Annotated in this window: 17 protein-coding genes and 1 tRNA gene; 5 read left to right on the top strand and 13 right to left on the bottom strand. The window is 33.1% G+C overall.

What is annotated here, in order from left to right:
• Window positions 1-291 precede the first annotated feature (291 nt).
• From AC5YGG_RS13140 to AC5YGG_RS13125, 4 genes are all read right to left on the bottom strand, one after another.
• The gene (locus AC5YGG_RS13140) at window positions 292-672 is read right to left on the bottom strand and encodes a GreA/GreB family elongation factor (RefSeq protein ID WP_496144922.1); all 381 of its coding nucleotides are present in this window, start codon (window positions 670-672) and stop codon (window positions 292-294) included.
• A 298-nt stretch (window positions 673-970) separates the two neighbouring features.
• Window positions 971-1,618 carry a hypothetical protein gene (locus tag AC5YGG_RS13135; RefSeq protein ID WP_496144921.1) on the bottom strand — a complete coding sequence of 216 codons (648 nt, stop codon included), beginning with the start codon at window positions 1,616-1,618 and terminating at the stop codon, window positions 971-973.
• A gap of 47 nt (window positions 1,619-1,665) precedes the next feature.
• Window positions 1,666-2,058: an alternative ribosome rescue aminoacyl-tRNA hydrolase ArfB gene (gene arfB, locus AC5YGG_RS13130; RefSeq protein ID WP_496144920.1), complete on the bottom strand. Its 393-nt coding sequence runs from the start codon at window positions 2,056-2,058 to the stop codon at window positions 1,666-1,668.
• 40 nt (window positions 2,059-2,098) lie between these two features.
• The gene (locus tag AC5YGG_RS13125; RefSeq protein ID WP_496144919.1) at window positions 2,099-3,127 is read right to left on the bottom strand and encodes an AMP-binding protein; all 1,029 of its coding nucleotides are present in this window, start codon (window positions 3,125-3,127) and stop codon (window positions 2,099-2,101) included.
• A gap of 97 nt (window positions 3,128-3,224) precedes the next feature.
• On the opposite strand from AC5YGG_RS13125, the gene AC5YGG_RS13120 reads away from it, so the two are divergent.
• Window positions 3,225-3,295: transfer RNA gene (locus AC5YGG_RS13120), tRNA-Gln, on the top strand.
• Between the two features lie 524 nt (window positions 3,296-3,819).
• On the opposite strand, the gene AC5YGG_RS13115 is transcribed toward AC5YGG_RS13120, so the two are convergent.
• From AC5YGG_RS13115 to AC5YGG_RS13100, 4 genes are all read right to left on the bottom strand, one after another.
• A complete protein-coding gene (locus tag AC5YGG_RS13115; protein ID WP_496144918.1) occupies window positions 3,820-4,410 on the bottom strand; it encodes a hypothetical protein in 591 nt (196 codons plus the stop codon).
• On the bottom strand, window positions 4,407-7,460 hold the full coding sequence (locus tag AC5YGG_RS13110) for an RHS repeat domain-containing protein (RefSeq protein ID WP_496144917.1): 3,054 nt from the start codon (window positions 7,458-7,460) through the stop codon (window positions 4,407-4,409). The genes AC5YGG_RS13115 and AC5YGG_RS13110 overlap by 4 nt, the downstream gene beginning before the upstream one ends.
• A gap of 252 nt (window positions 7,461-7,712) precedes the next feature.
• Window positions 7,713-8,477 (bottom strand): GLPGLI family protein, encoded by a 765-nt coding sequence (locus tag AC5YGG_RS13105; RefSeq protein WP_496144916.1) that lies wholly within the window; start codon window positions 8,475-8,477, stop codon window positions 7,713-7,715.
• A 71-nt stretch (window positions 8,478-8,548) separates the two neighbouring features.
• Entirely contained in the window at window positions 8,549-8,758 is a 210-nt protein-coding gene (locus tag AC5YGG_RS13100; RefSeq protein ID WP_496144915.1) for a hypothetical protein, read from the bottom strand.
• 1,275 nt (window positions 8,759-10,033) lie between these two features.
• On the opposite strand from AC5YGG_RS13100, the gene AC5YGG_RS13095 reads away from it, so the two are divergent.
• The 3 genes from AC5YGG_RS13095 to AC5YGG_RS13085 are packed head-to-tail and all read left to right on the top strand — an operon-like array spanning window position 10,034 to window position 15,703.
• The gene (locus tag AC5YGG_RS13095) at window positions 10,034-10,660 is read left to right on the top strand and encodes a hypothetical protein (protein WP_496144914.1); all 627 of its coding nucleotides are present in this window, start codon (window positions 10,034-10,036) and stop codon (window positions 10,658-10,660) included.
• A 1-nt stretch (window position 10,661) separates the two neighbouring features.
• Window positions 10,662-15,500, top strand: a complete 4,839-nt coding sequence (locus AC5YGG_RS13090; protein ID WP_496144913.1) for a leucine-rich repeat domain-containing protein — start codon at window positions 10,662-10,664, stop codon at window positions 15,498-15,500.
• A 2-nt stretch (window positions 15,501-15,502) separates the two neighbouring features.
• Window positions 15,503-15,703 (top strand): hypothetical protein, encoded by a 201-nt coding sequence (locus AC5YGG_RS13085; protein ID WP_496144912.1) that lies wholly within the window; start codon window positions 15,503-15,505, stop codon window positions 15,701-15,703.
• 306 nt (window positions 15,704-16,009) lie between these two features.
• Here the strand turns inward: AC5YGG_RS13085 and AC5YGG_RS13080 are convergent, their stop codons facing one another.
• The 5 genes from AC5YGG_RS13080 to AC5YGG_RS13060 form a co-directional block, all read right to left on the bottom strand.
• On the bottom strand, window positions 16,010-16,207 hold the full coding sequence (locus tag AC5YGG_RS13080) for a hypothetical protein (protein WP_496144911.1): 198 nt from the start codon (window positions 16,205-16,207) through the stop codon (window positions 16,010-16,012).
• Between the two features lie 141 nt (window positions 16,208-16,348).
• On the bottom strand, window positions 16,349-16,981 hold the full coding sequence (locus AC5YGG_RS13075) for an HdeD family acid-resistance protein (RefSeq protein ID WP_496144910.1): 633 nt from the start codon (window positions 16,979-16,981) through the stop codon (window positions 16,349-16,351).
• Between the two features lie 180 nt (window positions 16,982-17,161).
• Entirely contained in the window at window positions 17,162-18,124 is a 963-nt protein-coding gene (locus tag AC5YGG_RS13070; protein ID WP_496144909.1) for a gliding motility protein GldB-related protein, read from the bottom strand.
• 85 nt (window positions 18,125-18,209) lie between these two features.
• Window positions 18,210-19,628 (bottom strand): amino acid permease, encoded by a 1,419-nt coding sequence (locus AC5YGG_RS13065; RefSeq protein WP_496144908.1) that lies wholly within the window; start codon window positions 19,626-19,628, stop codon window positions 18,210-18,212.
• Window positions 19,629-19,844: 216 nt separating this feature from the next.
• Window positions 19,845-20,147 (bottom strand): helix-turn-helix domain-containing protein, encoded by a 303-nt coding sequence (locus AC5YGG_RS13060; RefSeq protein WP_496144907.1) that lies wholly within the window; start codon window positions 20,145-20,147, stop codon window positions 19,845-19,847.
• A gap of 183 nt (window positions 20,148-20,330) precedes the next feature.
• Here AC5YGG_RS13060 and ccoN point away from each other — a divergent pair, with 183 nt between their 5' ends.
• Window positions 20,331-22,610 carry a cytochrome-c oxidase, cbb3-type subunit I gene (ccoN, locus tag AC5YGG_RS13055; protein ID WP_496144906.1) on the top strand — a complete coding sequence of 760 codons (2,280 nt, stop codon included), beginning with the start codon at window positions 20,331-20,333 and terminating at the stop codon, window positions 22,608-22,610.
• The last annotated feature ends 16 nt before the right edge of the window (window positions 22,611-22,626 follow it).

Raw genomic sequence — 22,626 nt, 5'->3', positions numbered from 1 at the left:
TTATTATAATAATATATGAATATTATATTCTATATTCCTATGCCGTTCTTTTTTTCTAATTACATAGAGCTTAGATTTATAATATTTTATAAGACTACTTCATAGTTACTATTTAGCGGTATGAAATTTTATCGCAGATAAAATCTTTGCGCCCTAAAGCATCAGTGATGTAAAAAACATGCGCCTTAGTGTTTTCCAACATTCACCCTTATTCTCCAAAACAGAAAACGCAGCCCAAAAATGGACTACGTTTTCTTCGTAAATTCAATCCTATAATATTCAACAAAAGCTTTATCCTTCCCAGGCTTCCACTTTTACAATTTCAATTTTTCGTTCTCCATCTCTGAAAGGCCATTCAATAACATCTCCTACCTTATATCCTACCACAGCAAGAGCAATATCAGAAAGAATGGAATGTTTATTTTTCTTAAGTTTTTCTCTCGCAGAAGACACAAAAATATATTCATGTTCAGAATCCAGAGTATGATCTTTCAATGTTACTTTTCTATTGACTGTCACAGTATCAGCCGGCAAATCTCTTCTTAAAACCTGTTTGGCTTTTCTTAATTCTTCAGTGAGTCTTTTTTCCTCTTCTAAGCTTACCTTTTTTCTCCTAAGAGTATCTTTTATAGCATCATAAATCCCAGTGGTTACAGTAATATGATTGGACATTTTTCAATTTTTTAAGATTAACATGCAGTATTTCCCGAACGATCCAATGTAGAATCAAAGCATAAACCTGCCTTATTCTATAGAAAACCGCAAAACAAATAATAGTATAAAAATCCGGAATAATTTCCCTGTCTTGGATCCTGACAGGGCTTAATTGATAAACTCCTTAGAACTTTTCAGAAAAGAATCTGTGTGTAGGTAAAGTAATGACAGCAACAATCCTGCTTGTCGGCGCTCTGCTGATAAAAAGATTGTTGCTGTCATTATAGATTGTTAATAATTTCTACAAATATAGAACTTAAAAACGGAATGTCGCTGCTGCGCTTAAGGAAACTCTTGTAAGTCCTTCTTTTTGGTCATTTCCAAAATCTACTGTTCTTCCATTGAAAGTCATTTTACTCAATGTTCCCGCTGTAATTCCCAGCTTAGGACCTATTAAAAAGCTTTTGGAAACTTCATACTGATATCCTACCCCTGCATCTAGCCCAAGATTGGATCCGGTACCTTTCATATCTCCTGTTTTCGTGGAATAAGATATTACTCCAATTGCCACATCAAAAAATAATTTATGCTTTGTAGGTTCATTATAATTGGAATACATTAGTGATGGACCTATAAAAGTAATATTATCTTTAGTGCTTACAGGAATAGAAACCGGCATTCCGTTGTTGTTATATCCCAACAAAAAGCCATTGCTTGAAGCATTGAAGTGAGAAAATTTCACTCCTAATCCAATATTTTTTAAGTTATAATATGCGGAAATATCAAAATGAAGTCCGTTCTTAAGTCCTTTTACATAATTTTTTTCAGCTTGGGAAAGACCGGCTGCCGTTTCCGCAGTTCTCCATGCATATCCTACTGAAGGGATGATTGAAATTTTTTGTTGTTGAGCAAACGCTATGCATGAAATCACAACAGCTCCTAATAGAAAGATTTTTTTTATCACTGGTTAATAATTTTGGCAAAAATAAAATTTTTTGCGACAGTATGTATCTAAAATTTAAAACGTCTGTTTTCTTTTTTATCAGAAAGTTTTTTCTTAGTATCCAAACGTTTTTGTTTCTGGGCTTTTGAAGGTTTTGTTGCTGTTCTTTTTTTAGGAACAATTAAAGATTTATTTACTATATCTATTATTTTTTCAATCGCCTTATTTTTATTCATCAGCTGGGTTCTGCTTTCTGAAACGGTTAGAAATAAATAACCTTCTGCATTGATTCGGTTTTTTAATTTTTCCTGAATCATCGTTTTTTCGTCATCATTAAAAATGTAGGAAGCCTCAACTTTCCAAAGTACGGTCACAGATGTTTCTACTTTATTAACGTTCTGCCCTCCTGCTCCACTGCTTCGGGAAGTTTTAAAACTGAGTTCTTTTGAAAAGTCTTTCATTATTTTAATTTTTCAATAGTTGCAGGATTCAGAAATACGATTATCTATTTTCGCTGATAATTTTATGAAGCTCAATTCTATTCACTTTTCCGTTGGGGGTTCTAGGGATTTTATTCATAAAAATAATTTCCTTTGGTCTGTGAAAATTTTTTTCAAAAGATACTTGTCCAATTTGTTGAATCACATCATCAGATTCGTTTCCTTCAACAATCAATATTAATTTTTGTCCTAAACTTTCATCGGGTAAACCTACAAATATAACTTCGTTTGGTATTTCTTTTTTCACCAAAGTTTCTAAAGTTTCAGGAAATATTTTTGCTCCTCCGGAATTGATTACATTATCGAGTCTTCCTAAAAATTTAAATTGGCTATCATTTTTAATTTCAACTAAATCGTTAGTTTTCAATATCTCCTCATTAACATTGGGCGCAAATATTGTCAAGCAGCCTCTTTCATCAAGAGAAATAGAAACGTTCTCAAAAACTGTGAAATAATCTTCCGGTTGTGGCATCAATTGTTTCAAAGCAATATGGGAAAGGGTTTCTGACATTCCATAGGTTTCAAAAATACGGTTTGAGCTGTCAGGATTCATTTCTATAATTTTATTTTTCAGACTTTCTGAAACGGCTGCACCACCAATGATAAGATTTTTGATCAAATATAATTTTTCCAGTGAATTTTCAACTTGAAGAGGTGTCATCGCACAGAAATCTATTTCTTCTTCCAGATTGGCTACAGGATGTAAAGAAGGTTCTGCTATAATTAATTTCAATTTTCGCTCCATAGAACGAACCACCATCATTTTACCGGAAATATATTCTGTTGGTAGACATAATAAAGCTTTATCGCCTTCCTTTAATCCTAAAAAATTGCAGGTCATTACTGCAGAATTGATCATTTTCTTTTTTTCAATTTCAAAAATTTTAGGCGTTCCCGTAGAGCCTGAAGTCTGAACATTTACTGTTTCACCTTCAGAAATCCATTCTTCTAAAAAATTTCTAACTTTTTTTTCAAATTCCGTATTAAAGGATAATTGATTAATATTGAGATTATTGAAGTCTATCTGCATATTTTCCGTAAATAAATCTACAGTAAATTTAAAAAAAAATTCAAAAAGTTCTTGCATCTAAAGAAAAAAGCTGTAAATTTGCACCACTAAAACAAACAGACTCATGGTGTAGCGGTAACACTACTGATTTTGGTTCAGTCATCTGGGGTTCGAATCCCTGTGAGTCTACAAACCACCCTTTTTAAGGGTGGTTTTTGTTTTTTTTGTTCTCTTTTGAAAAATAAAAAAGGGAACTAATGAAGGATCAGTCTCAAAAGTTGGGGAGAAAAATAAAATTATTAATTTTACATAGTGCAAAATGAAACCGAACTTCTTAAATTCTTACTTCCAGAATCTTTAAGAATCTGTCACAAAAGGAGTGGACCCTGCAAAAAGTTGAGTTCATCTACATAGAAAAAGTTTTCTATTCTTTACTCCTCTGAGTTTTAACCTGAAGTTTTTAATTTTAATTTGTCTGAAAAACAGGGAAGTTTACCTAACCTCTTTCCACTAATAACAAAGTCCAATATACAATAAAAATTCCTGCATCAATTGATACAGGAATTTGAAAATATTAAAGCTATCTCGTTAAGGAGTACAAATTATTATTTCAAAATGAGAATAAATTTATTTAATCAACATCTTTTTCAGATAATCTTAGAAATAAACTATCTCCTACTTATTGCTAGAGTAATCTGAAAAATACTTAAACATTAAGGTTGTATGATAAGACTATCTCTAACTTCAAAATCGTTCAAATATAATTTATAGTCATGATCATTAAACTCCAAGTATTGATTGAGAACTCCCAAAAAAGGCTTCTGATTTAGTAAATCTCTCATTTTGGGAATATACTGTTTATATAAATTTTTATGTCCAAAGTTGATATTTTTCTTTGTTAAAATATGATATAAAACTTCTTTCTTTTCATTACTTTTTAAATCAACTGCTGTAAATTCATATTTTTGATCATTACTATGGAAATAGTTATAATAGCTTTTTTTTAATATCATAGCAGATTTTGTAGAAGGATAATTCCCTATGTTACAGTAAATTGTCCTTTCGACATTTTCCAAAATATTATTTGATGCTTTTTCATCGGTATCATTATAAAGAACAAAAACCAATTGATTAGGTATTAAAATAGTCAAATCTTCATTTGTTTTATTTGAGAATATTAAATAATATTCTTTTTTATTCAAATCATATTTATATTCTAAAGTAACAGTGTCTTTTCCTACCTCTTGTTTTTGTGAGCAGGAAAATAAAAAAATAAAGAGGAATATCAATGTATATTTTTTCATTTGGATGTATTAAAAAAATTTGACATTATTTTAAGCATTAGATCTTTTTGAAACTTATGTCCTGGGCTTGCAGGAATTAATTTATTCAAATCTATTACAGGTAATCTATTTACAGGAAGATTTTGCCATCCTTTATATTTTAAGAATTTATCTTCCCATATAGCAATTATTGCATGATGGTTATTTAATTCAGTTGGATATGATTTTATACCCCAGTTCGAAACAACCATTTCAAACGCAGAAATTCCTTTTGAAAAAAAAGTTCCATGTAATAACTCATGCCCTGTTGTTTTCACTAATTGTTCGTAAGATCTCGCCGCATTTGGAGCAAAAACATATTTAATGTATTTATTATTATAAAATGGAGTAGTCGTTGCCAAAACTTCTTGTTTATTACCATTCATTAGAACCTTTCCATCAAAAGTATATCCAATTTTTCTCATATATTCAGGTAAATCACTAGGTTTATGTAATGCTAAATAGCTTCCATTAGTAGGTAATACATTTTTAAACTCTTTTTGAACCACTTTTGAAATTTGATCTGCGCTGTGCTCTACAGGTGTACCATAAATTTTATCGGATTCTAAATCTAATACCTCTGCTGTTTGACCTTGATATACATAAAAGTTATTAAACTGATTAACCACCCAGCTAATCCCACTTATAATTCCAGCAGTAGCCGCCGCAAAAACCGCTCCTCTATACATACCGGTAAAAAAATTCTCTTTACTAAACAAAGCATCAACTCCCCCGGCAATAGCACCATTCATACTACTCACAATCACGGCTCCTTGGAAGCCACTGGCTGACATTCCTCCAGTTAAACCTCCTGTGGCTGCTCCTGTAACTGCTCCTAAAAGTAAGCTTCTGGCAAAACCACCCCAAGACCAGGTTCCGGTCACTAGAGAGTTTACTATATATATTCCTGCAGCAAGTATTGTCCCTACAATAGCCCCTTGTATAGCAAACGCTGCAGCGGTCAATAATGCACCTGCCTCCCAATACTCCCCACTAGGATCATTGTATATCAATGGATTATTCATCACATATCCATATTTATTGTAGTTTTGGGTATTGTAAGGATCCTGTATGTTTTCATCAGCATTTAAAAATCTTCTCAATAACGGATCATACAATCTACCATTCATGTGGATGATTCCAACCTCTGCAAAATGCTCATGGCTGGTATAGCCTCTTTCTACTAATAACGATATAGTATCAATAATATTCTTGTCAGTAATTATAGCTCCATTTCCAATTTGAAGATGGGTAAAATTCCCCCATGCATCAAAATGTCTTTGCTCCAGCTTGTTTCCTGCTTCATTACTGATAGCTAAGATACTGCCAATATAATCTTTGTGTAGGAATTTATAAGAACCATTCGCCTCATTATAATTTTTTAAATAAATAATATTGCTATTATAAGGATTTCCACCAATATAAAGAATATGTTTCTCTTTTCCTGTCGCATTGTCCTTTACAATTTCATAACTTCCATCTTCACTGTAATACTTGGTGAATTTTCCATCTCCATCAATATTAAAATTACCACCATATGTAACTCTTTGCCTCATGCTTGTTAATCCATATTGGAAAGCTACATCACCTTTCATTCCATCAATAAATACGGGATCATTATTCTCATTATAAGCAATGCTTTGGATCAGATCATTATTGTAATTCTGAGTTCCCACTGCATTCAATGTCATTGCTGTCGGCTGATAGATCTTAGCCGCATTCTCATACTTCATGGTTCCTACCTGGTCGTTTTCCATGATCCTACCCTTAATATCATAAACATTCCGGTTATTGGAAGGTTTAATTCCGGTTACAGGATGTGTCCAGTTTACTAATCGGTTATTATCGTAATAATCAAAAGATTCTACGATATTAAAATCTCCACCTGTTGTTCTGCTTTTCAGTTCATTTTTTATCGCATCAAATGAGTAAGAAAGTTGGAGAATGCCTGATTTCACTGCTGATGAATGATTGACATTTGTTAAAAAACCATTTGAATCATACGTATTATTAACACTTGTAGCTCCTAATTTAGATTTTAACAGCTGTCCTTTAGCATTAGTCTCCTGAAGCTCCCAAAGAATTTTACCAGAGCTTTTATCTTTTACTTGATACAATTCTCCATTCCAAGCACTATATACATTTTCGATATTTACTTTGGTTAAAGCACTAGAAGAATATAATTGTTTTTCATAAGAAATGACTCTTCCTTTGTCATCATATGTAATACCTTTTCTTATATAATACTTACCATTACTACTTTCAGACGAAGATAAGAGTCTTCCCTGTGGATCATAAGAAACATTAGAACTGTAAGCTTTCCCATTTGAGATTCCCCCTTTAGAAATTACCCTACCTTTATTATCATAAGAATATGAAATTATTTTATTAGTAGCTTGTCCGGCGTCTGTAGTTGACAATTCTTTTTGAGAGATCAGCTGACCTAAATTATTATAAGTATATTCTTTCGTTCCTTTAGGACTACTTATTTTTTTGAATTGTCCAAAAGGATCATATTCATATTTATACAATCCGTTAGAAGGATCATTGAACTCTGATTTTCTTCCCCAAGCATCATATTTAGTTGTAACAACATTTTCAGCATATTGCGCCTTAATTTGCTCTCCTGCTGCATTATATGAGAAAATAATTGTTCCTCCTTTATCCTTGCTCAAAATTACATTATTCAGTGCATCAGTAGTTTTTGAGGTAGTTCTTCCATAGCCATTTAACTCTTTTACCGTTGTTGTTAAACCGGAAACAGAAGTCTCCATTTGTTTACCATTAAACTCAGTAGCTGTTACTTTAACAGGATATACAGAATCATCATAAATAATGGTATTCCACCCGGAGGCACTTTGTCCATCAAAATAAGGCTCAGATTCTTTAAGCTTTCTACCCAATACATCATATTGTACATCCTTTGAAGCAAACTGACCCTGTCCAAATGCTTTGGTAGATGTTTTATATTCTTGTCCTAATTTGTTGGTAAACTTTTTCGCTATACCTCCATCCGGATCATACTGTGTCACAATAATATTGGAATTATTCTCTCTATCATATTTATTACGGATTACCGTAAATTAACCGTATTTCTATTAACTAATGATAATTATCTATTCCACTATTCAAACTAAATTCCTATAACTGTAAAGTTGATAAAATTTGCAAATCACCAACGAATCGGTTCGAGATTTGTTCTTGTAGATCTACATTTAAAAAAAAAATTCATATTTCTAAGATCAAAGCTCCAGCCTTATAGATAAGCTAAAATAAATAATGTATTATTTAATTGGATACTCAATATCTAATAAAGGTAAAGAAGTATACCTTTCTTCAAGCTTTTTCATCCAGCTTTCTCTTTCTTTCGCATTATTAAAAATAACAACACCATTATCAGCCGTCTGAATTTTAAATCTAGATTTATTAAATGTAACTTTTGGAATGTTTTTGAATTTTTTTGAATTTGGGAGCTTTAAAGTTTTTATTTTCTTTTTAAATTTTTGAAGAGTAAATACAAAGTCCTTTTTTTCATCATATAGAGAAACTATGAAACCAGGCAAGCCATTAAATTTGTAGGGTCCAAAATCAATTGGAACATCCTTACTAAACCAAGCAAACCATGTCCTTCCATAAGCATTAGTTTTTGCCAATTGCATAGTAACATTTTCCTCTTTCCTAATTTTATCCAATATTACCCAGCTTATTTTTTGATTTTCCAAATAAGATAATTTAGCATCTATTACTGTTTCAAAAACTTTAAATGAATTTTTATCGAAGAGAACCATCTCATTGAAATCACTGTCATAACCAGCTAATTGCAAAGGATCTTTTATATCTACTGTATCTTTTGCATAGTTGATTGAGCTTTGAAAAAAAGACTTTTTATTAATAGCATCAATAAACAAAATGAATTGCTCATTATCTTTTTTCCCATTTATTGAGTACTCTAGTTTATATGTGCAGACGTAATTAGATTTTAAATCTTGAGAATGTAAAAAATTGACTGTATAAATTAATAATAGAAATAATATTTTTTTTAAATTCATTGTTATATAGCATGATTTATAAATAGGTTCGTCAGTTTGACGAACCTATTATTATTAAAATCTATTAATGTCTATGGCTCGATAGAAAGATTAATTTTAGCAGGTCTCACACCACATTGATTATAATTGTATTGACTTACTGCTTGAGCAACTTGAGAAGTACTAGCACCATCAGCAATTTGAATAGTTCCAACAACTCCGCAAGTAGTTGTAATTGTCCATGATGCAGCAAAAGATAATGTACTAATCATCAATAATCCTGTAAATAATAGTTTTTTCATTTTAAAAAATTTGAGTTTTTTTTGATTTGAATCTCAAGTTTAGACACATTGATTGCTCTTTGGTGTTTGTTTGCAAACATATTTAATTCATCTTATTTTTGTATTGTACACTACAAAATATCAGATAGTTTAAATCAATTATTTCTTAAATACTTACAGATATAAGTATAAGTAAAATTATCGAATAATTACAAATATATTTTCCCCATATTTTGAATTAATATTATTTCCGTGAGTAAATTTTACTCAGCAACACACTAAAAAACACAGTATTACAATCGTTTTTAAAACATTTAGTATTTATTTTCAACCACTTTCATTGCATATATTACAAATTTTAAATCTTTCATAAAACAGCAATTTAAATATAGATTTTAAAAATATATTTTCAAAGAAAGCATTTTTATTATTCCAGACTTAGAGTTCTATCTTTTTCCTGCCGTTTTCCTTTCCAATTCTCCCTACTCATAAAATTTTGAATGGTTCGGTAGCTACTGAATCTGTCACAAAAGTTGTGAACCCAGCAAAAAGTTGAGTTCATCTGAATAGAAAAAGTGTTCTGTTCTTTACAGATTAGAATTAAGGGTCACTTAAATGGATTTTTCAATGCAAAGTTTTTATTTTGATTCTACAATATCTCTTGTCAATTTTGGCAATCATCTCTTTGAAAAATCTGATTCCTACAAATAATTTCCCTGAAACCATTCTTCTAACATTATTTTCACTACTAAAAAAGTTCCTTCATATTTTTTTAAGAAACCTTTAATATAATCTTCATTATAAATCTAATTCCTTATTTCAAATCACTTCCCCATAAAAATGTATAACTACGATTACAATATTCACAAGTGCATTTATAGTACTAATATAAAATACTGATGAATTGATTATTAATTCACATCGGTCTATTTAGGTTAAAAATACTTGTTACTGCAATTACAGAATAGCGAGGTCAAAAAACTTTTATAAGGATAAAAAAACAATGAAATTTGCACTCTAAAGAATGTGAATGATCATTGTGGTCAAAAAAATACACATAGAAAACAGTATAAAAAAATGTAGTTGGTTTAAAATAAATTACAAAAAAAACATTGCGGAAATATATGTTTTCTAAGTTGCACCCCTATTAATAATTCACTCATTTATAGCACGATAAAAGAGGGGCAGAAATCAATAATTGCTCAAAAAACAGAATTCTATTTTACTACAATAAGCCTATCAAGAATAGACTTTCCCTCGAATCATCAATTTTATAAAAACTAATTTCCAATAATAATGAAAGTACCATTAAAAACAATATTTAGCTGGTTTGAAAAGGGTGATATGCCCACAGAAAATCAGTTTCAGCAGACCTTTTCTTCATTCCGACATTTAGATGAAAACATCAGGATGGATGAGGTAACGGGTTTAAATGAAACTTTTCAAAAAACAGTATCCAGCACCACTTTTACAAATCATCTGCAAGATGAAAGCGCACACGATTTAGTGCTCGCAAAACTTAATGCATCCAATCTTACTGCCAGAAATGTAGAAGAATGGAAAGAAAAATTAAAGATCAAACTAGCAGCCACTATAGACGATGGTGAAGAGACCGGAAATGTCTATACAAAGGAGCAAATCGAGGAAATTGTAAATATACTTCAGGAGCAGATAGAATTGCTTAAAGGTTCAGGAGCAAATTCTTCCTTTGGAGGAATTTTAAGACCTGCTGATAATATTATTGTTAAGCCGGGATCACCAAAATGGTTTTGGGCAGGAAGTGGAGTCTACGAAAATGCTTCTGGAGTTACAATTGAAAATTTCGGAATAATTTCCTTTGACGGTTTGGTGTGGTCTGTTCTTGAGGTGAATATGCCTGGAGGCGGAGCAGATGGTTTTATTGATTTAACACAAGAAGATTAAAATGAGATATACAGGAAGAATTTATTTTACAAATTATGAAAGATCAGATAAAGAAGTTGCAGATAACTTTATTTATCCCGTTATGTTCTTCATTAAAAACGAAGATGGAAAAATCATTAAACAGATTGCATATTCAGCTTTAGGAGAAAAGTCAGAAAGTGAATATGGAACTGGTGGAGGAACCGGAGGAGGCAATGGAATTGTTTTCCGCGCAAAATCTGAAATACCTGCATCGTTCGTAAAATCATTCGGAAGCGAAGTTAAACTAGTTTTTTCATGGTCATCCATCGACAGCGTTGATGGTAGTGAGACTGGCGGAGGAACTGCGAGTATTTTAAAGGGAAATACAATCCTATTTAATAAAAACATTAATCAGGGAGCCAATGAGATAGATATCACGTCATATATTTTGGCGGGAGATAATACAATAACACTTAGTATCACTGATAGTTATGGAAATAATAGGAAATTAAAATATGATATTCAAACAATAGCACTTGCTTTAAGTACTACATACAACAAGACCACTATTAATTCGGGACCCATCATTTTCCGATATATTCCAACCGGGAATGTCGAGAAGACGATTCATTTCAAATTAAATGGATCAGATCTTCCTCCGGTAGTTACTTCAATTAATAACAAAGAGCTTCTTTATGAAATTCCTGCACAGCCGCACGGAGTTCATATTTTAGAGGTATATATGACCGCTGATTTGTCAGGAGAGATCATTGAAAGCAATCACTTATTTACAGATATTATCAGTGTTGTTGCCGATAATTTAACACCTCTGGTTTCTTCGGCAAATAATGTTGTTGCGAATCAATATGCTCCAGCTTCGATTGAATATCTGGTGTATTCACCATCATCTAATTATAGCGATGTTGAGATTTTGGTCGACGGAGTGAAGGTTTCAGAATTGGTAGTAAATAGAAGTTTGCAGAAGTTCACCTATACATTTATGGACTCAGGTGCGCACACTGTAACTTTTAAATGTGGCAATGTCACGAAAAATACTTCAGTAGTGGTAGCAGCATTTGATATTCAGGTAGAAGCCGAAACGCTAGGCTTGGAATTATTTTTAAGCAGCCGAAACAGAAGCAATTCAGAGATTAACAAAAAAGAGTGGAAATACAAAAATTTGTCATGTATTCTTACTGATTTTGATTTCAGCACCAATGGGTGGATTCAAGATTCAAAAGGTTCTGTAGCGCTTAAAGTGAGCGGAAATGCAAGGGTTGAGATTCCTTTTAAAATATTTGATAACGATTTTAAAACAGGCGGTAAAACATTAGAATTTGAATTTTCAACTTCAGATATAAAAAACAGTGACAGTACTATTTTTTCTTGTAAGAATGGAAATGTTGGATTTGTTGCTACCTCAAATTCGTTTTCGTTCAGCTCTGAGCAGGACAGTACATCCATATTTTTTAAGGAAGAGGAAAGGATCCGTGTAAGTGTAGTCGTTACAAAGGTTGCAGATCAAAGATTGGTATTTGTGTATATCAATGGAATTATATCTTCATTATATCAGTATAATTCATTAGACAGTTTTTTACAACAAGCTCCTCAAAACATTACCATTGGAAGCAGTGACTGTACTATTAATCTATATAATATCAGGGTTTATAATAATAATCTAAACGCCGATCAGATGTTATCCAATTACATCGCTGACATGGATAATCTGGTTGAAAAAGTCAACATCTATGAGAGAAATAAATTGTACGATGCATTCGGAAATTTGTCCTACGATAAATGTTTACAATCAATTCCATGCTTAACCATTGTTGGAGATCTGCCAACTTATAAAGGCGATAAAAAAACAATTGTTGGAGAGTATGAAAATGCTCAGGATCCTACAAAATCGTTTTCTTATGTAAATGCGAGTATTGATGTTCAGGGTACATCATCACAATATTATCCCCGAAAAAACTTTAAAATAAAATTTAATGGAGGTTTTAAAAATGGCGAAATAAATTCTTCAAAATACAAACTTCGTGATAATTCATTGGCGGAAAAGACATTTACTTTTAAAGCCGATTTTATGGAATCTTCAGGTTCTCATAACATTGGTTTGGCAAGGCTTGCACAGGATTCTTTAAATCAATTGGGTTATTTAGTTCCGCCACAATTAATTAATCCTGATATCCGTACTACGATGGATGGATTTCCTATGCTTATTTTTCACAGAGCGACAACAGATTCTGAGCGTATTTTTCTCGGAAAATATAATTTTAACAATGATAAGTCCAATGAAGCAACGACAGGTTTTACAGGGGGGCAGGAATGCTGGGAATTTTTAAACAATACTTCAGATAATACATTATTTATTGCTACAGATTTTCAAAGTGTAGACGAAAATGGTAAGCATTTATGGAAAAATGATTTTGAGGGAAGATATCCGGAAAATAATGAAGATACATCGAATCTTGAAGCTTTGCATACCTGGATTGTGAGTTGCAAAAATAATCCTTTAAAATTCAAAACCGAGGCTCCGGATCATTTTAATATTCAGTTTTTACTGTTTTATTATGTATTCACTGAGTTTTTTGCAATGGTCGATCAGCGCGCTAAAAATCAAATGTTTGCGATGTATCCGGATGCGCAAGGAAATAATCGTTGGTATCTTATATTTTATGATAATGACACGGTTTTAGGTCTTAATAACGAAGGTCACAATGTGTATGATTATTGGGTAGAAGCTCACGACCAAGTAGGAAGTGGATTTGTCTGGAATGGTGCCCTTTCAGAGCTTTGGAAATTGGTTGAAGTAGCTTTTGATAGTGAGATTACCGCATTATATCAGCAAATGAGAACTTCAGGAATTCTGACTTATGATAAGTGCAATACGTATTTTAACACATTAGAATCTGACAAATGGGCGGAAAGTATTTTCAATGAAGATGCGAAATATAAATATATAGATCCTTTGGTTGTTGCCGGGAACGGAAGTTATTTATACCCCGCACAAGGTTCAAGAAAATCGCACAGGAATTATTGGTTATTAAATAGATTCAGATATATGGACGGAAAATATGACACGTCTACTTTTTCATCTGATTATATCACAATGCGACTTTATACACCTTCGGGCACCCTTGCAATTCCTCCAAATGCTAATTTTTTATTAACGGCTCAGAAAGACGGATATACGAAAATTAAGTTTGGTTCCTATATCAACCGTGCGAGGCTTAGAAAAAATGTTTCATCTTTAGTTCAAGCTCCGGCTATTACTTTTAACGACACAGAAACCATTATCTATGGTGCCTCTGCAATTAAAGATCTTGGAGATTTGTCAAGAAAGTATCTTGGTACTTTAGATGTTTCAAAAGCGATGAATTTATCGAGGCTTCGAATAGGAAGTCAAGTGGTGGGGTATTCTAATCAAAATCTGAGAAACCTTTTTGTGGGAAATAATACGTTGTTGGAAGAGTTGGATATTTCGAATTGTCCTAATCTCAAGCAGGCTGTTGATTTATCAGGCTGTACAGCGATAAAGAGCGTGTATGCGGCAGGAACTGGTGTTTCAGCTGTTTTACTGCCAAAAGGTGGTTTACTAAATTTATTAGTACTTCCTACAGTGGCAAACACTCTTATTTTAGACAATCAAAATTTTATTTCCAATCAAAATTTATTTTTCACACCAACCAGTATTACAACGCTTTATATTAAAAACTGTTCAAAAATAAATGTAACTACTATTGTCAATAATTTAACAAAAATAAGTAGAATCAGTGTCAATAATCTTGTAGGAAGCAGTGATAATAGTGATTCTTTTTATAAGCTTATCGTTGCAAAAGGAATAGATGATAGCGGAAATACACTTCCTCATTCAGTGGTAGAAGGTACATGGGATTTCAAAACGATTTATGCTGACGATAAAGTTTTTATGGAGAACAATTGGCCTGATTTTCATTTTACATTCCAAAATGTTACTGAATTTATCCAGTTTTCTAGTTCAACAAGAAAAAAATTAATTTTAGAGAAATATGATAAAAATGGTGATAATGAACTCAGTTTTTCCGAAGCTCGACTTGTGACTAAAATTGAAGATAATGCTTTTAATGGTTCAATCAATCCAAGTTATAATACTGATTTTGCTAGTGCTTTTCCTGAGTTTAGATTTTTTACCAACTTGGAAGAAATAGGCTTTAGAGCATTTTATGGCATTTACTGGGGACCTAATATTATTTTCCCGCCTAACATAAAAAAAATAGGAGCTAATGCATTTCAATTATATGCTACCACATCAAGTATTGCCAATACAACCAATCCATTTGAAAATCTTGAAGAAATTGGAGATGGAGGCTTGGGGAATATTAGAGTGGATCTTAGTTGGTTCAAAAATGTTAAAATATTAGGTGTTAATGTTCTTACTAGATGTTACGTAAAATCAGGAGATGGTAATAAAATCTCTTTTAAATATTTAAAAGAGATAAAAGCTAATTTGTTGTTTGAGTCTGCTTATATTCCGATGACGGATGAAAATAATGTACAATTGACTTCTTATGATCTTTCAGAATGGACTGCACTTACGATAATAAGAGCTGATTCTATTCCTCCTCCTGCCAATATCGTTACACCATTTTTTGAAGTAAAACTCCCTGCATCAGTTGAATATATTGAAACAAGACCATTTGTTATGGGTGCTTTAAATGGAAAGTATTTGAAATTAACAATTTTTGCCGTAATTCCGCCAACCCTTATTTCTAAAACATTGTGTAATGATCCGAGTAATGATTTAATAAAAATATATGTGCCGGCAGGTAGTGTAAATGCTTATAAGACAGCAACCAGTTGGAGCTATCATGCTGCACGAATTTTCCCAATCGAATAAAAATGAATATAGAAGATAACATAATTACCGCTGAAGCAGGTAAAGTATTTAGAAGAAAAATAGATGGAATGCTATTTAGTGAAGAGATATATCTTGGTTTAACCTATTATTTAAATGGCGTTAAGCTCGAAACTCCAATTCAGGAAAAACCTGATGATTTTGAAGAAATTGATATCGAGGTTCAAACAGAAGAAATTAATTAAAAGATGATAAATCTATTACTTATTTCCCAAACGGAAATATATAACCAGTCCTGACAATATGCTCAAAATAGGACCGAATATAATGGCGAATCAGTTAGAATAATACTATAATTACGAATATGTTTTTATGATGTTAGTTTGGATAGAACCATAAGGTCGTCAATTATTTAGTTCGACATTTGTTCACTTTTTGACTACAAACCATCCTTTTCAAGGATGGTTTTTGTTTTTTCTAGAATTCTTCTAATAAAATAAAAAACAGACACTATAAAAGTATCTGTTAATAGATTTTGGCAATCATTTTTTTTAATTACATCCTCTGCAATAGCTTTTATCAACATATTCTTTATTTCCCCCGGAAGACAAATAATAACATCCTCCTTTTTCGCCTGTATAAAGCGTATGCCCATTATAAGTACAATATTCGGATCCAGAATCACTTCCGCTTCCTCCACAAGAATAAATGATAGATGTTAATACAAGTAGTAAAAGTATTTTTTTCATGTTTCTAGCTTTAATTTTTCACAAAACTAAATCAAAGCTCAATTAAAAAATTATGGAAAACCATAACTTACTTGTTGTATAAAAGAAAAAATCCACCTCGAGAATGAGATGGATTTCTTCATGATGTCATATAAAGCATGACTATTTCTTTAATTCATCAATTTCTTCCTGTATAGATCTGATCTTATCTCTCAGTTCCTGGCTTACTTTTCCCGGAATTTTTTTAACTTTTCTCAAATCCAAAGCCAGCATAATAGAAGCAATTCCCATAAAAATAAAGGAAATACCCGTTAAGGTAACTAGTGAAATCCCTGTAAATACTGGATTAAATATTAATAATAGAGAAAATATGATTCCACCTACACTTGCCAGGGCTATATTTCCCCAACTCATTATTTTCATACTTTTCAAATCAAAGGCAAAACCTAATAACTGAAAAGAACGAAATAATAGAGTAAATCCAACTACAAAAGGCAGAATAGACATTGAAATCTGTGGATAAGCTATTAAATAAACGCCAATTGCGGTTGTAAGTAAACCACTTACCAGAAACCAGCCCCACCCTTGTAAGGATTTACTATTTTGTAATGAAAAGAAAACTTCTGTAATCCCGGAAAAAAGAAATGAGACACTGAAAAAGATGGAAAGAGTAACATAAGTTGCAAGCGGCACACTGAATACATAAAAACCGCAGATAAGAAATAAAATTCCAAAGATCAATGGGATATACCAATGTTTAACAGTGTTGGTAAAGGTTTGAAATAAATTAGCCATAGAAGTGTTTTTTAAATGCCTACTTTGTATTGCGGTGTTCGGCTTGTCCGCTGCATTTCTTCAAAAACAGACAGTAATTTCACCTGATTTTGAATAATTTTCTATTACTAATTTACAAAAAATGCAGATAAAAACCATACTTTAAAAATACTTATAGGTAAACAGAGGATGATTAACATTTTACTTCACTTCTACCCGGTATTCTGACTGCTTTAAAAAATTTTCTGTTTGAGAACTATCATTGAAATCCAGTTTCATTATTTTATCTATTGCTGCTTTTTTATCTTTTGAGTTTTCATAAAATCTTTTTGTAATAATGTAGCCTATAAAATATCCCAAATCGGCAGGTCTGTCTTTGATTGTAGATGTATTGGATAACCAATTTTGAAAATCATATCCATCCTTTTCTTTTATGAATTGTTCCCATAAAACATTTTGATGAGCCATTCCGTAATCAATATAAGGAGCCTCCACTTTTTTCCCGGTCAGCAATTCAGCTATAAAATCAGCAGATCCTTCTTTCAAACTAAGCCCCAATAAATTGGTCTTTCCATCACCTTTTAAATTTTGTTGCGTGTGAACCAGTTCATGAGCCGTAAGAAAAATAATACCTGAATTAATCTTCATTCTGTCCTGATAGTTTTTAGACAATTCGGAATAATCTACCGTGGCATCAGAAGCAGCAAGTTCAGAGCCAATAATTAAATTTCCATTAATAACAGTTCCTCCTCCTTTGAGATTTCCTATGGTAAAGTAGATTTTCGGAGGTGAAAAATCTGTGTACAGCTGACTGAAATGCTGATAAATAGTATTAATACTTTTAAAATCTTTTTGAATGCTCTCTGTTTTACTTCTGATAGAATTCCAGAATTTGGGTTTGTCTGCAAATGACTCAATCCATTGCTCCGAAGTAAAATTCCTTGAAGCCATAAAGTCTTTTAAGCCGGAAGTCGCTTTATCCACATATAGTTTTTGGAATCTTGATATTTTATCGTTTTTATTTTCAATTCTCCGAACCTCATCATAAGCTTTCCAAAAGTTCCGGATATCGGAAGTTTCAATATAAATATTAAAATCACTCTTTTGAGCGGCTCCAGAAATTGGAAATAAACATATGAACAGAAAGAAAAAAAAATGCTTCATGAATGATACTTTTTAAAATAAAATATGGTTTCTGTACTACTAAAAAGCTTCCAAAAACCATATCTTTTATTGTATTTAAAACCTATTAACTGGGTTTATATAATTTATACATTACAAATAAAAATCCTATCCAGATCGGAATCAAAATTACCTGAATCTCCATTCCTGTAATGGTCATTAATCCTAAAATAAGAACTAAAAAGGCAATACATATGTAATTGGAAACAGGATAAAATATGGATGGAAACTTTGACTGAACTCCTTCTTTCGTTATTGACTGCTTAAACTTCAGGTGAGTATAGCAGATCATCAGCCAGTTGATAATCAATGTAGATACCACAAGAGCCATCAGATATTGAAATGCTTTTTCCGGCACCAGTTTATTAATGATAATACAGATTCCCGCGAAACATGAAGATATAATGATTGCATTGGTCGGAACTGAGTTTTTATTCAGCTTTTTCAGGAATTTTGGTGCATTTCCTTGTTGAGCCAATCCGAAAAGCATACGGCTGTTGCTGTAAACACTACTGTTGTATACGGATAAAGCAGCAGTCAGTACAATAAGGTTAAGTACATTAGCAATCAGGGTATTGAACTGGATTACTTTACCAAAAAGACTGAATTCTAACCCATTCAGATTTTGGAAAACCATTACAAACGGGCTTGAACCTTCTGTAATTTCTCTCCAGGGACTTAATGAAAATAAAATTACCAAAGCTCCTACATAGAAAATTAAAATCCTGTAGATCACCTGATTGGTTGCCTGTGGAATAGTTTTTTCAGGGTTTTTAGCTTCAGCAGCTGTAATTCCGATCAATTCCAGACCTCCAAAAGAAAACATGATCATTGCCATAGCTGCAAACAGTCCTGAATAACCTTCAGTCGTTTTATTGAATAATCCTTTCGGGAAAAGTCCGCCGTCATTCCATAAATTGGTAATTGTCGCTTTTTCTCCTCCGGTACCGCTTATTAAAAGATAAACTCCAAAAATAATCATTGCAATAATCGCGACAACTTTGATGATGGAGAACCAGAATTCTGTTTCTCCATATACTTTTACAGAAGCCAGATTCAGGGCATTAATGACCACAAAAAAGAACAAACTGGAAACCCAGAGTGGTATTTCGGGCCACCAGAAATGTATATAATGACCTATTGCTGTAAGCTCAGCCATACTTACGAGAATATAGAGAATCCAATAGTTCCATCCGGAAGCAAATCCTGGAAAATTTCCCCAATATTTATAGGCAAAGTAACTAAAACTTCCCGATACGGGTTCCTGAACAACCATTTCACCAAGCTGGCGCATGATAAAAAAGGCGATAATACCTGCCAAAGCATATCCTAAGATAACGGATGGTCCTGCCAGTACGGCTGCGGGTCCAATTCCCAGAAACAATCCGGTTCCTATGGCACCCCCAAGGGCAATTAATTGTATATGTCGATTTGTTAATCCTCTAACTAAAGTTTCGTTTTGTCCTGTTTTATTTTCGTTGTCCATTGAATCAATTATTCGGTCGCTAAATATATAAAAACTTTTCACAGAAATTCACATTCCATGGGGCAAATTGATTAATCATCGTCATTAAAAACAGTAAAAAATACAGATTGTTCCCCATCATTCAATAGGGGTAATAAGAAAATAAATAATAAACCAGTCTTCACACAACGGTCAAGACTGGTTTATTATCTTTATCTAAGATCTGAAAGAATATATCTATCTTTTTAAATGCGCATCCGGAATCGGAATATTATTCTTTTTCATATATTCCAAAAGTTCCTGATATTTATCTTCGTATCCGTCATCTGTACCGCATTTATGAGAAATGCTGCAAATATCGGAAGGCTTTATGTCTAAAATATCTGAAATCTTAGTCAGGATCTCAAGATTGATCTTCACTTTGGAGTTTTCAATATCGGAATATGCTTTTTGGGAAATCCCCATTTCAAAAGCCATGTATTCCTGAGTAAGGTCTTTACTCCTTCGTATTTTCCTGATATTTTGTCCACATACTTTCATCGTTTTTGTTTTAGTAGTTTTCGGTATATTTTAGAAGATTATCTATTAGCCTCCAACAAAGTTAATAAATACCTTTGGCAAAACATTATACACGTTACATGATATTTACTTTTAACATCGAAAACGGCGAAAAATAAACCATTTTCAGAGCAAATATCACTTCGGTAAACACTATTGGAATTTATGGAGACGCAAAAATTTAACTATGACAATAATATTGTCAGGGCATTCCTCTATGCAACTATCGTATTCGGACTCGTCGGATTTCTGCTGGGGCTTACTGCCGCTTTGATGCTTTTTTATCCTGAATTACCTGAATTTTTATTCGGTACGGATGATACAACGATTAAGAGTTTAGCTTCGGGTAATATTCAGGGGCTTATCAATACACAAGGAGCGATGGGATTCGGAAGGATCAGAATGCTTCACACGAGTGCCGTAATTTTTGCTTTCGTTTGTAATTCCTTCTTCTGCGGTGCTTATTACAGTATGCAGAGATTGCTGAAAACAAGAATGTATAGTGATACGCTTTCATGGATTCACTTCTGGTCTTGGCAGTTTATGATTGTTACCGTAGTGATTACTTTCCTGATGGGTATCAATACTTCTAAAGAATATGCTGAGCATGAGTGGCCTATTGATATATTAATTACTTTCTCATGGGTAGTATTCGGAATCAATATGTTTGGAACCATTGCTAAAAGAAGGGTAAGACATTTATATGTAGCGATCTGGTTCTACATGGCAACATGGATTGCCGTAGCAATGCTTCACATTTTCAATAACCTTGAAGTTCCTTTATCTTTCACAAGCTGGAAATCTTATTCTGTATATGCAGGTGTAAAAGATGCATTAGTACAATGGTGGTATGGTCACAATGCGGTTGCATTCGTATTAACCACCCCTGTATTAGGTCTGATGTATTACTTTATGCCTAAAGCAGCCCAACGACCAGTATTCTCATACAAATTATCTATTATTCACTTCTGGTCATTAATCTTCGTTTATCTTTGGGCAGGACCTCACCACCTGCAATATACAGCATTACCTGCCTGGGCACAGGCGGTAGGTACAGGTTTCTCTATCATGCTGATTGCGCCGTCTTGGGGTGGTATGCTGAATGGTCTTCTTACCTTAAGAGGGGCATGGGATAAAGTAAGAGAAAATCCTATCCTTAAATTCTTCGTGGTAGCCGTTACCTGCTATGGTATGGCAACGTTTGAAGGACCTTTATTAGCAACAAAATCATTAAATAAAATAGGACACTATACAGACTGGGTTATCGGACACGTACACCTAGGAGCTCTTGGATGGAATGGCTTCATGGCATTCGGAGTAGTATATTACCTGGTTCCGATTATGTGGAGAACAAAACTTTGGTCTGTAAAACTAGCTAACTGGCATTTCTGGTTAGGAACATTAGGAATCATTTTTTATGCAGTACCAATGTATATTTCAGGATTCACCCAAGGATTAATGTGGAAACAATTTAATCCGGACGGTACCTTATTATGGAAAAACTGGCTGGATACCGTTACAGCGATCATTCCATATTTTAAAATGAGATTCTTAGGAGGTGTTCTTTATCTTTCAGGGGCTATTTTAATGGTGATCAATGTGATCAAGACTATTAAGGCGGGTTCATTCCAGAAAGAAGTACCTGCAGAAGCTCCGGCATTAGCCAACATTGGCAGTACAAGAAAAGAAGGCGAAGGTGTACACCTTTGGTTAGAAAGAACTCCTACTCTGCTTGCGGTATTAGCTTTTATTACCATAGCAATCGGGGGGCTGGTAGAAATCATCCCGACATTATCACTGAAACAAAGTGTTCCCACCATTACCGCAGTGAAGCCTTATACACCATTAGAGCTTGAGGGAAGAGATTTATATATCCGTGAAGGATGTAATTCTTGCCACTCTCAGATGATCCGACCTTTCCGTGATGAGGTAGTAAGATTTGAAGGAAAGAACGGACAATACTCTAAAGCGGGAGAATTTGTATACGACAGACCTTTCTTATGGGGATCTAAGAGAACAGGACCGGATCTTCACAGAGAAGGAGGCAGAAACCCGGATTCATGGCACTTTAAGCACATGTATAACCCAAGAATTACTTCTGCAGGTTCTATTATGCCACGTTTCCCTTGGTTAATTACCAATAAACTGGACCGTTCACAGATGGTAGACAAAATAAAACTAATGAAGAATTCATTTGCTGTTCCATATACAAAAGCACAGATTGATTCTGCCAATCAATGGGCAGACAACCAGTCAAAAGCTATTGTAGAAAGAATTTACTCCGAAGCTACCGATGTAAGAGATCAGATGGCTAAAGAAAAAATTGCAAAAGGAGCAGCTTATATTCCGCTTGAACAAAGAGAAATCGTAGCAATGATCGCTTACCTGCAAAGATTAGGTACAGATATCAAAACAACACAGATCCAAACAGCAAGTGCAGAGTAATCATTAAAAATTGATG

Source organism: Chryseobacterium sp. CS2K3 (assembly GCF_059515185.1).
Note: the sequence above shows the minus strand (reverse complement) of the source record. Positions and strands in the feature narration are given on the sequence as shown.

Coding starts and splice junctions, on each gene's coding strand:
- AC5YGG_RS13080 (WP_496144911.1), bottom strand. CDS start 16,207: ATGAAAAAAATACTTTTACTACTTGTATTAACATCTATCATTTATTCT.
- AC5YGG_RS13115 (WP_496144918.1), bottom strand. CDS start 4,410: ATGAAAAAATATACATTGATATTCCTCTTTATTTTTTTATTTTCCTGC.
- AC5YGG_RS13125 (WP_496144919.1), bottom strand. CDS start 3,127: ATGCAGATAGACTTCAATAATCTCAATATTAATCAATTATCCTTTAAT.
- AC5YGG_RS13070 (WP_496144909.1), bottom strand. CDS start 18,124: ATGAAGCATTTTTTTTTCTTTCTGTTCATATGTTTATTTCCAATTTCT.
- arfB (WP_496144920.1), bottom strand. CDS start 2,058: ATGAAAGACTTTTCAAAAGAACTCAGTTTTAAAACTTCCCGAAGCAGT.
- ccoN (WP_496144906.1), top strand. CDS start 20,331: ATGGAGACGCAAAAATTTAACTATGACAATAATATTGTCAGGGCATTC.
- AC5YGG_RS13090 (WP_496144913.1), top strand. CDS start 10,662: ATGAGATATACAGGAAGAATTTATTTTACAAATTATGAAAGATCAGAT.
- AC5YGG_RS13100 (WP_496144915.1), bottom strand. CDS start 8,758: ATGAAAAAACTATTATTTACAGGATTATTGATGATTAGTACATTATCT.
- AC5YGG_RS13095 (WP_496144914.1), top strand. CDS start 10,034: ATGAAAGTACCATTAAAAACAATATTTAGCTGGTTTGAAAAGGGTGAT.
- AC5YGG_RS13105 (WP_496144916.1), bottom strand. CDS start 8,477: ATGAATTTAAAAAAAATATTATTTCTATTATTAATTTATACAGTCAAT.
- AC5YGG_RS13065 (WP_496144908.1), bottom strand. CDS start 19,628: ATGGACAACGAAAATAAAACAGGACAAAACGAAACTTTAGTTAGAGGA.
- AC5YGG_RS13140 (WP_496144922.1), bottom strand. CDS start 672: ATGTCCAATCATATTACTGTAACCACTGGGATTTATGATGCTATAAAA.
- AC5YGG_RS13085 (WP_496144912.1), top strand. CDS start 15,503: ATGAATATAGAAGATAACATAATTACCGCTGAAGCAGGTAAAGTATTT.
- AC5YGG_RS13075 (WP_496144910.1), bottom strand. CDS start 16,981: ATGGCTAATTTATTTCAAACCTTTACCAACACTGTTAAACATTGGTAT.
- AC5YGG_RS13060 (WP_496144907.1), bottom strand. CDS start 20,147: ATGAAAGTATGTGGACAAAATATCAGGAAAATACGAAGGAGTAAAGAC.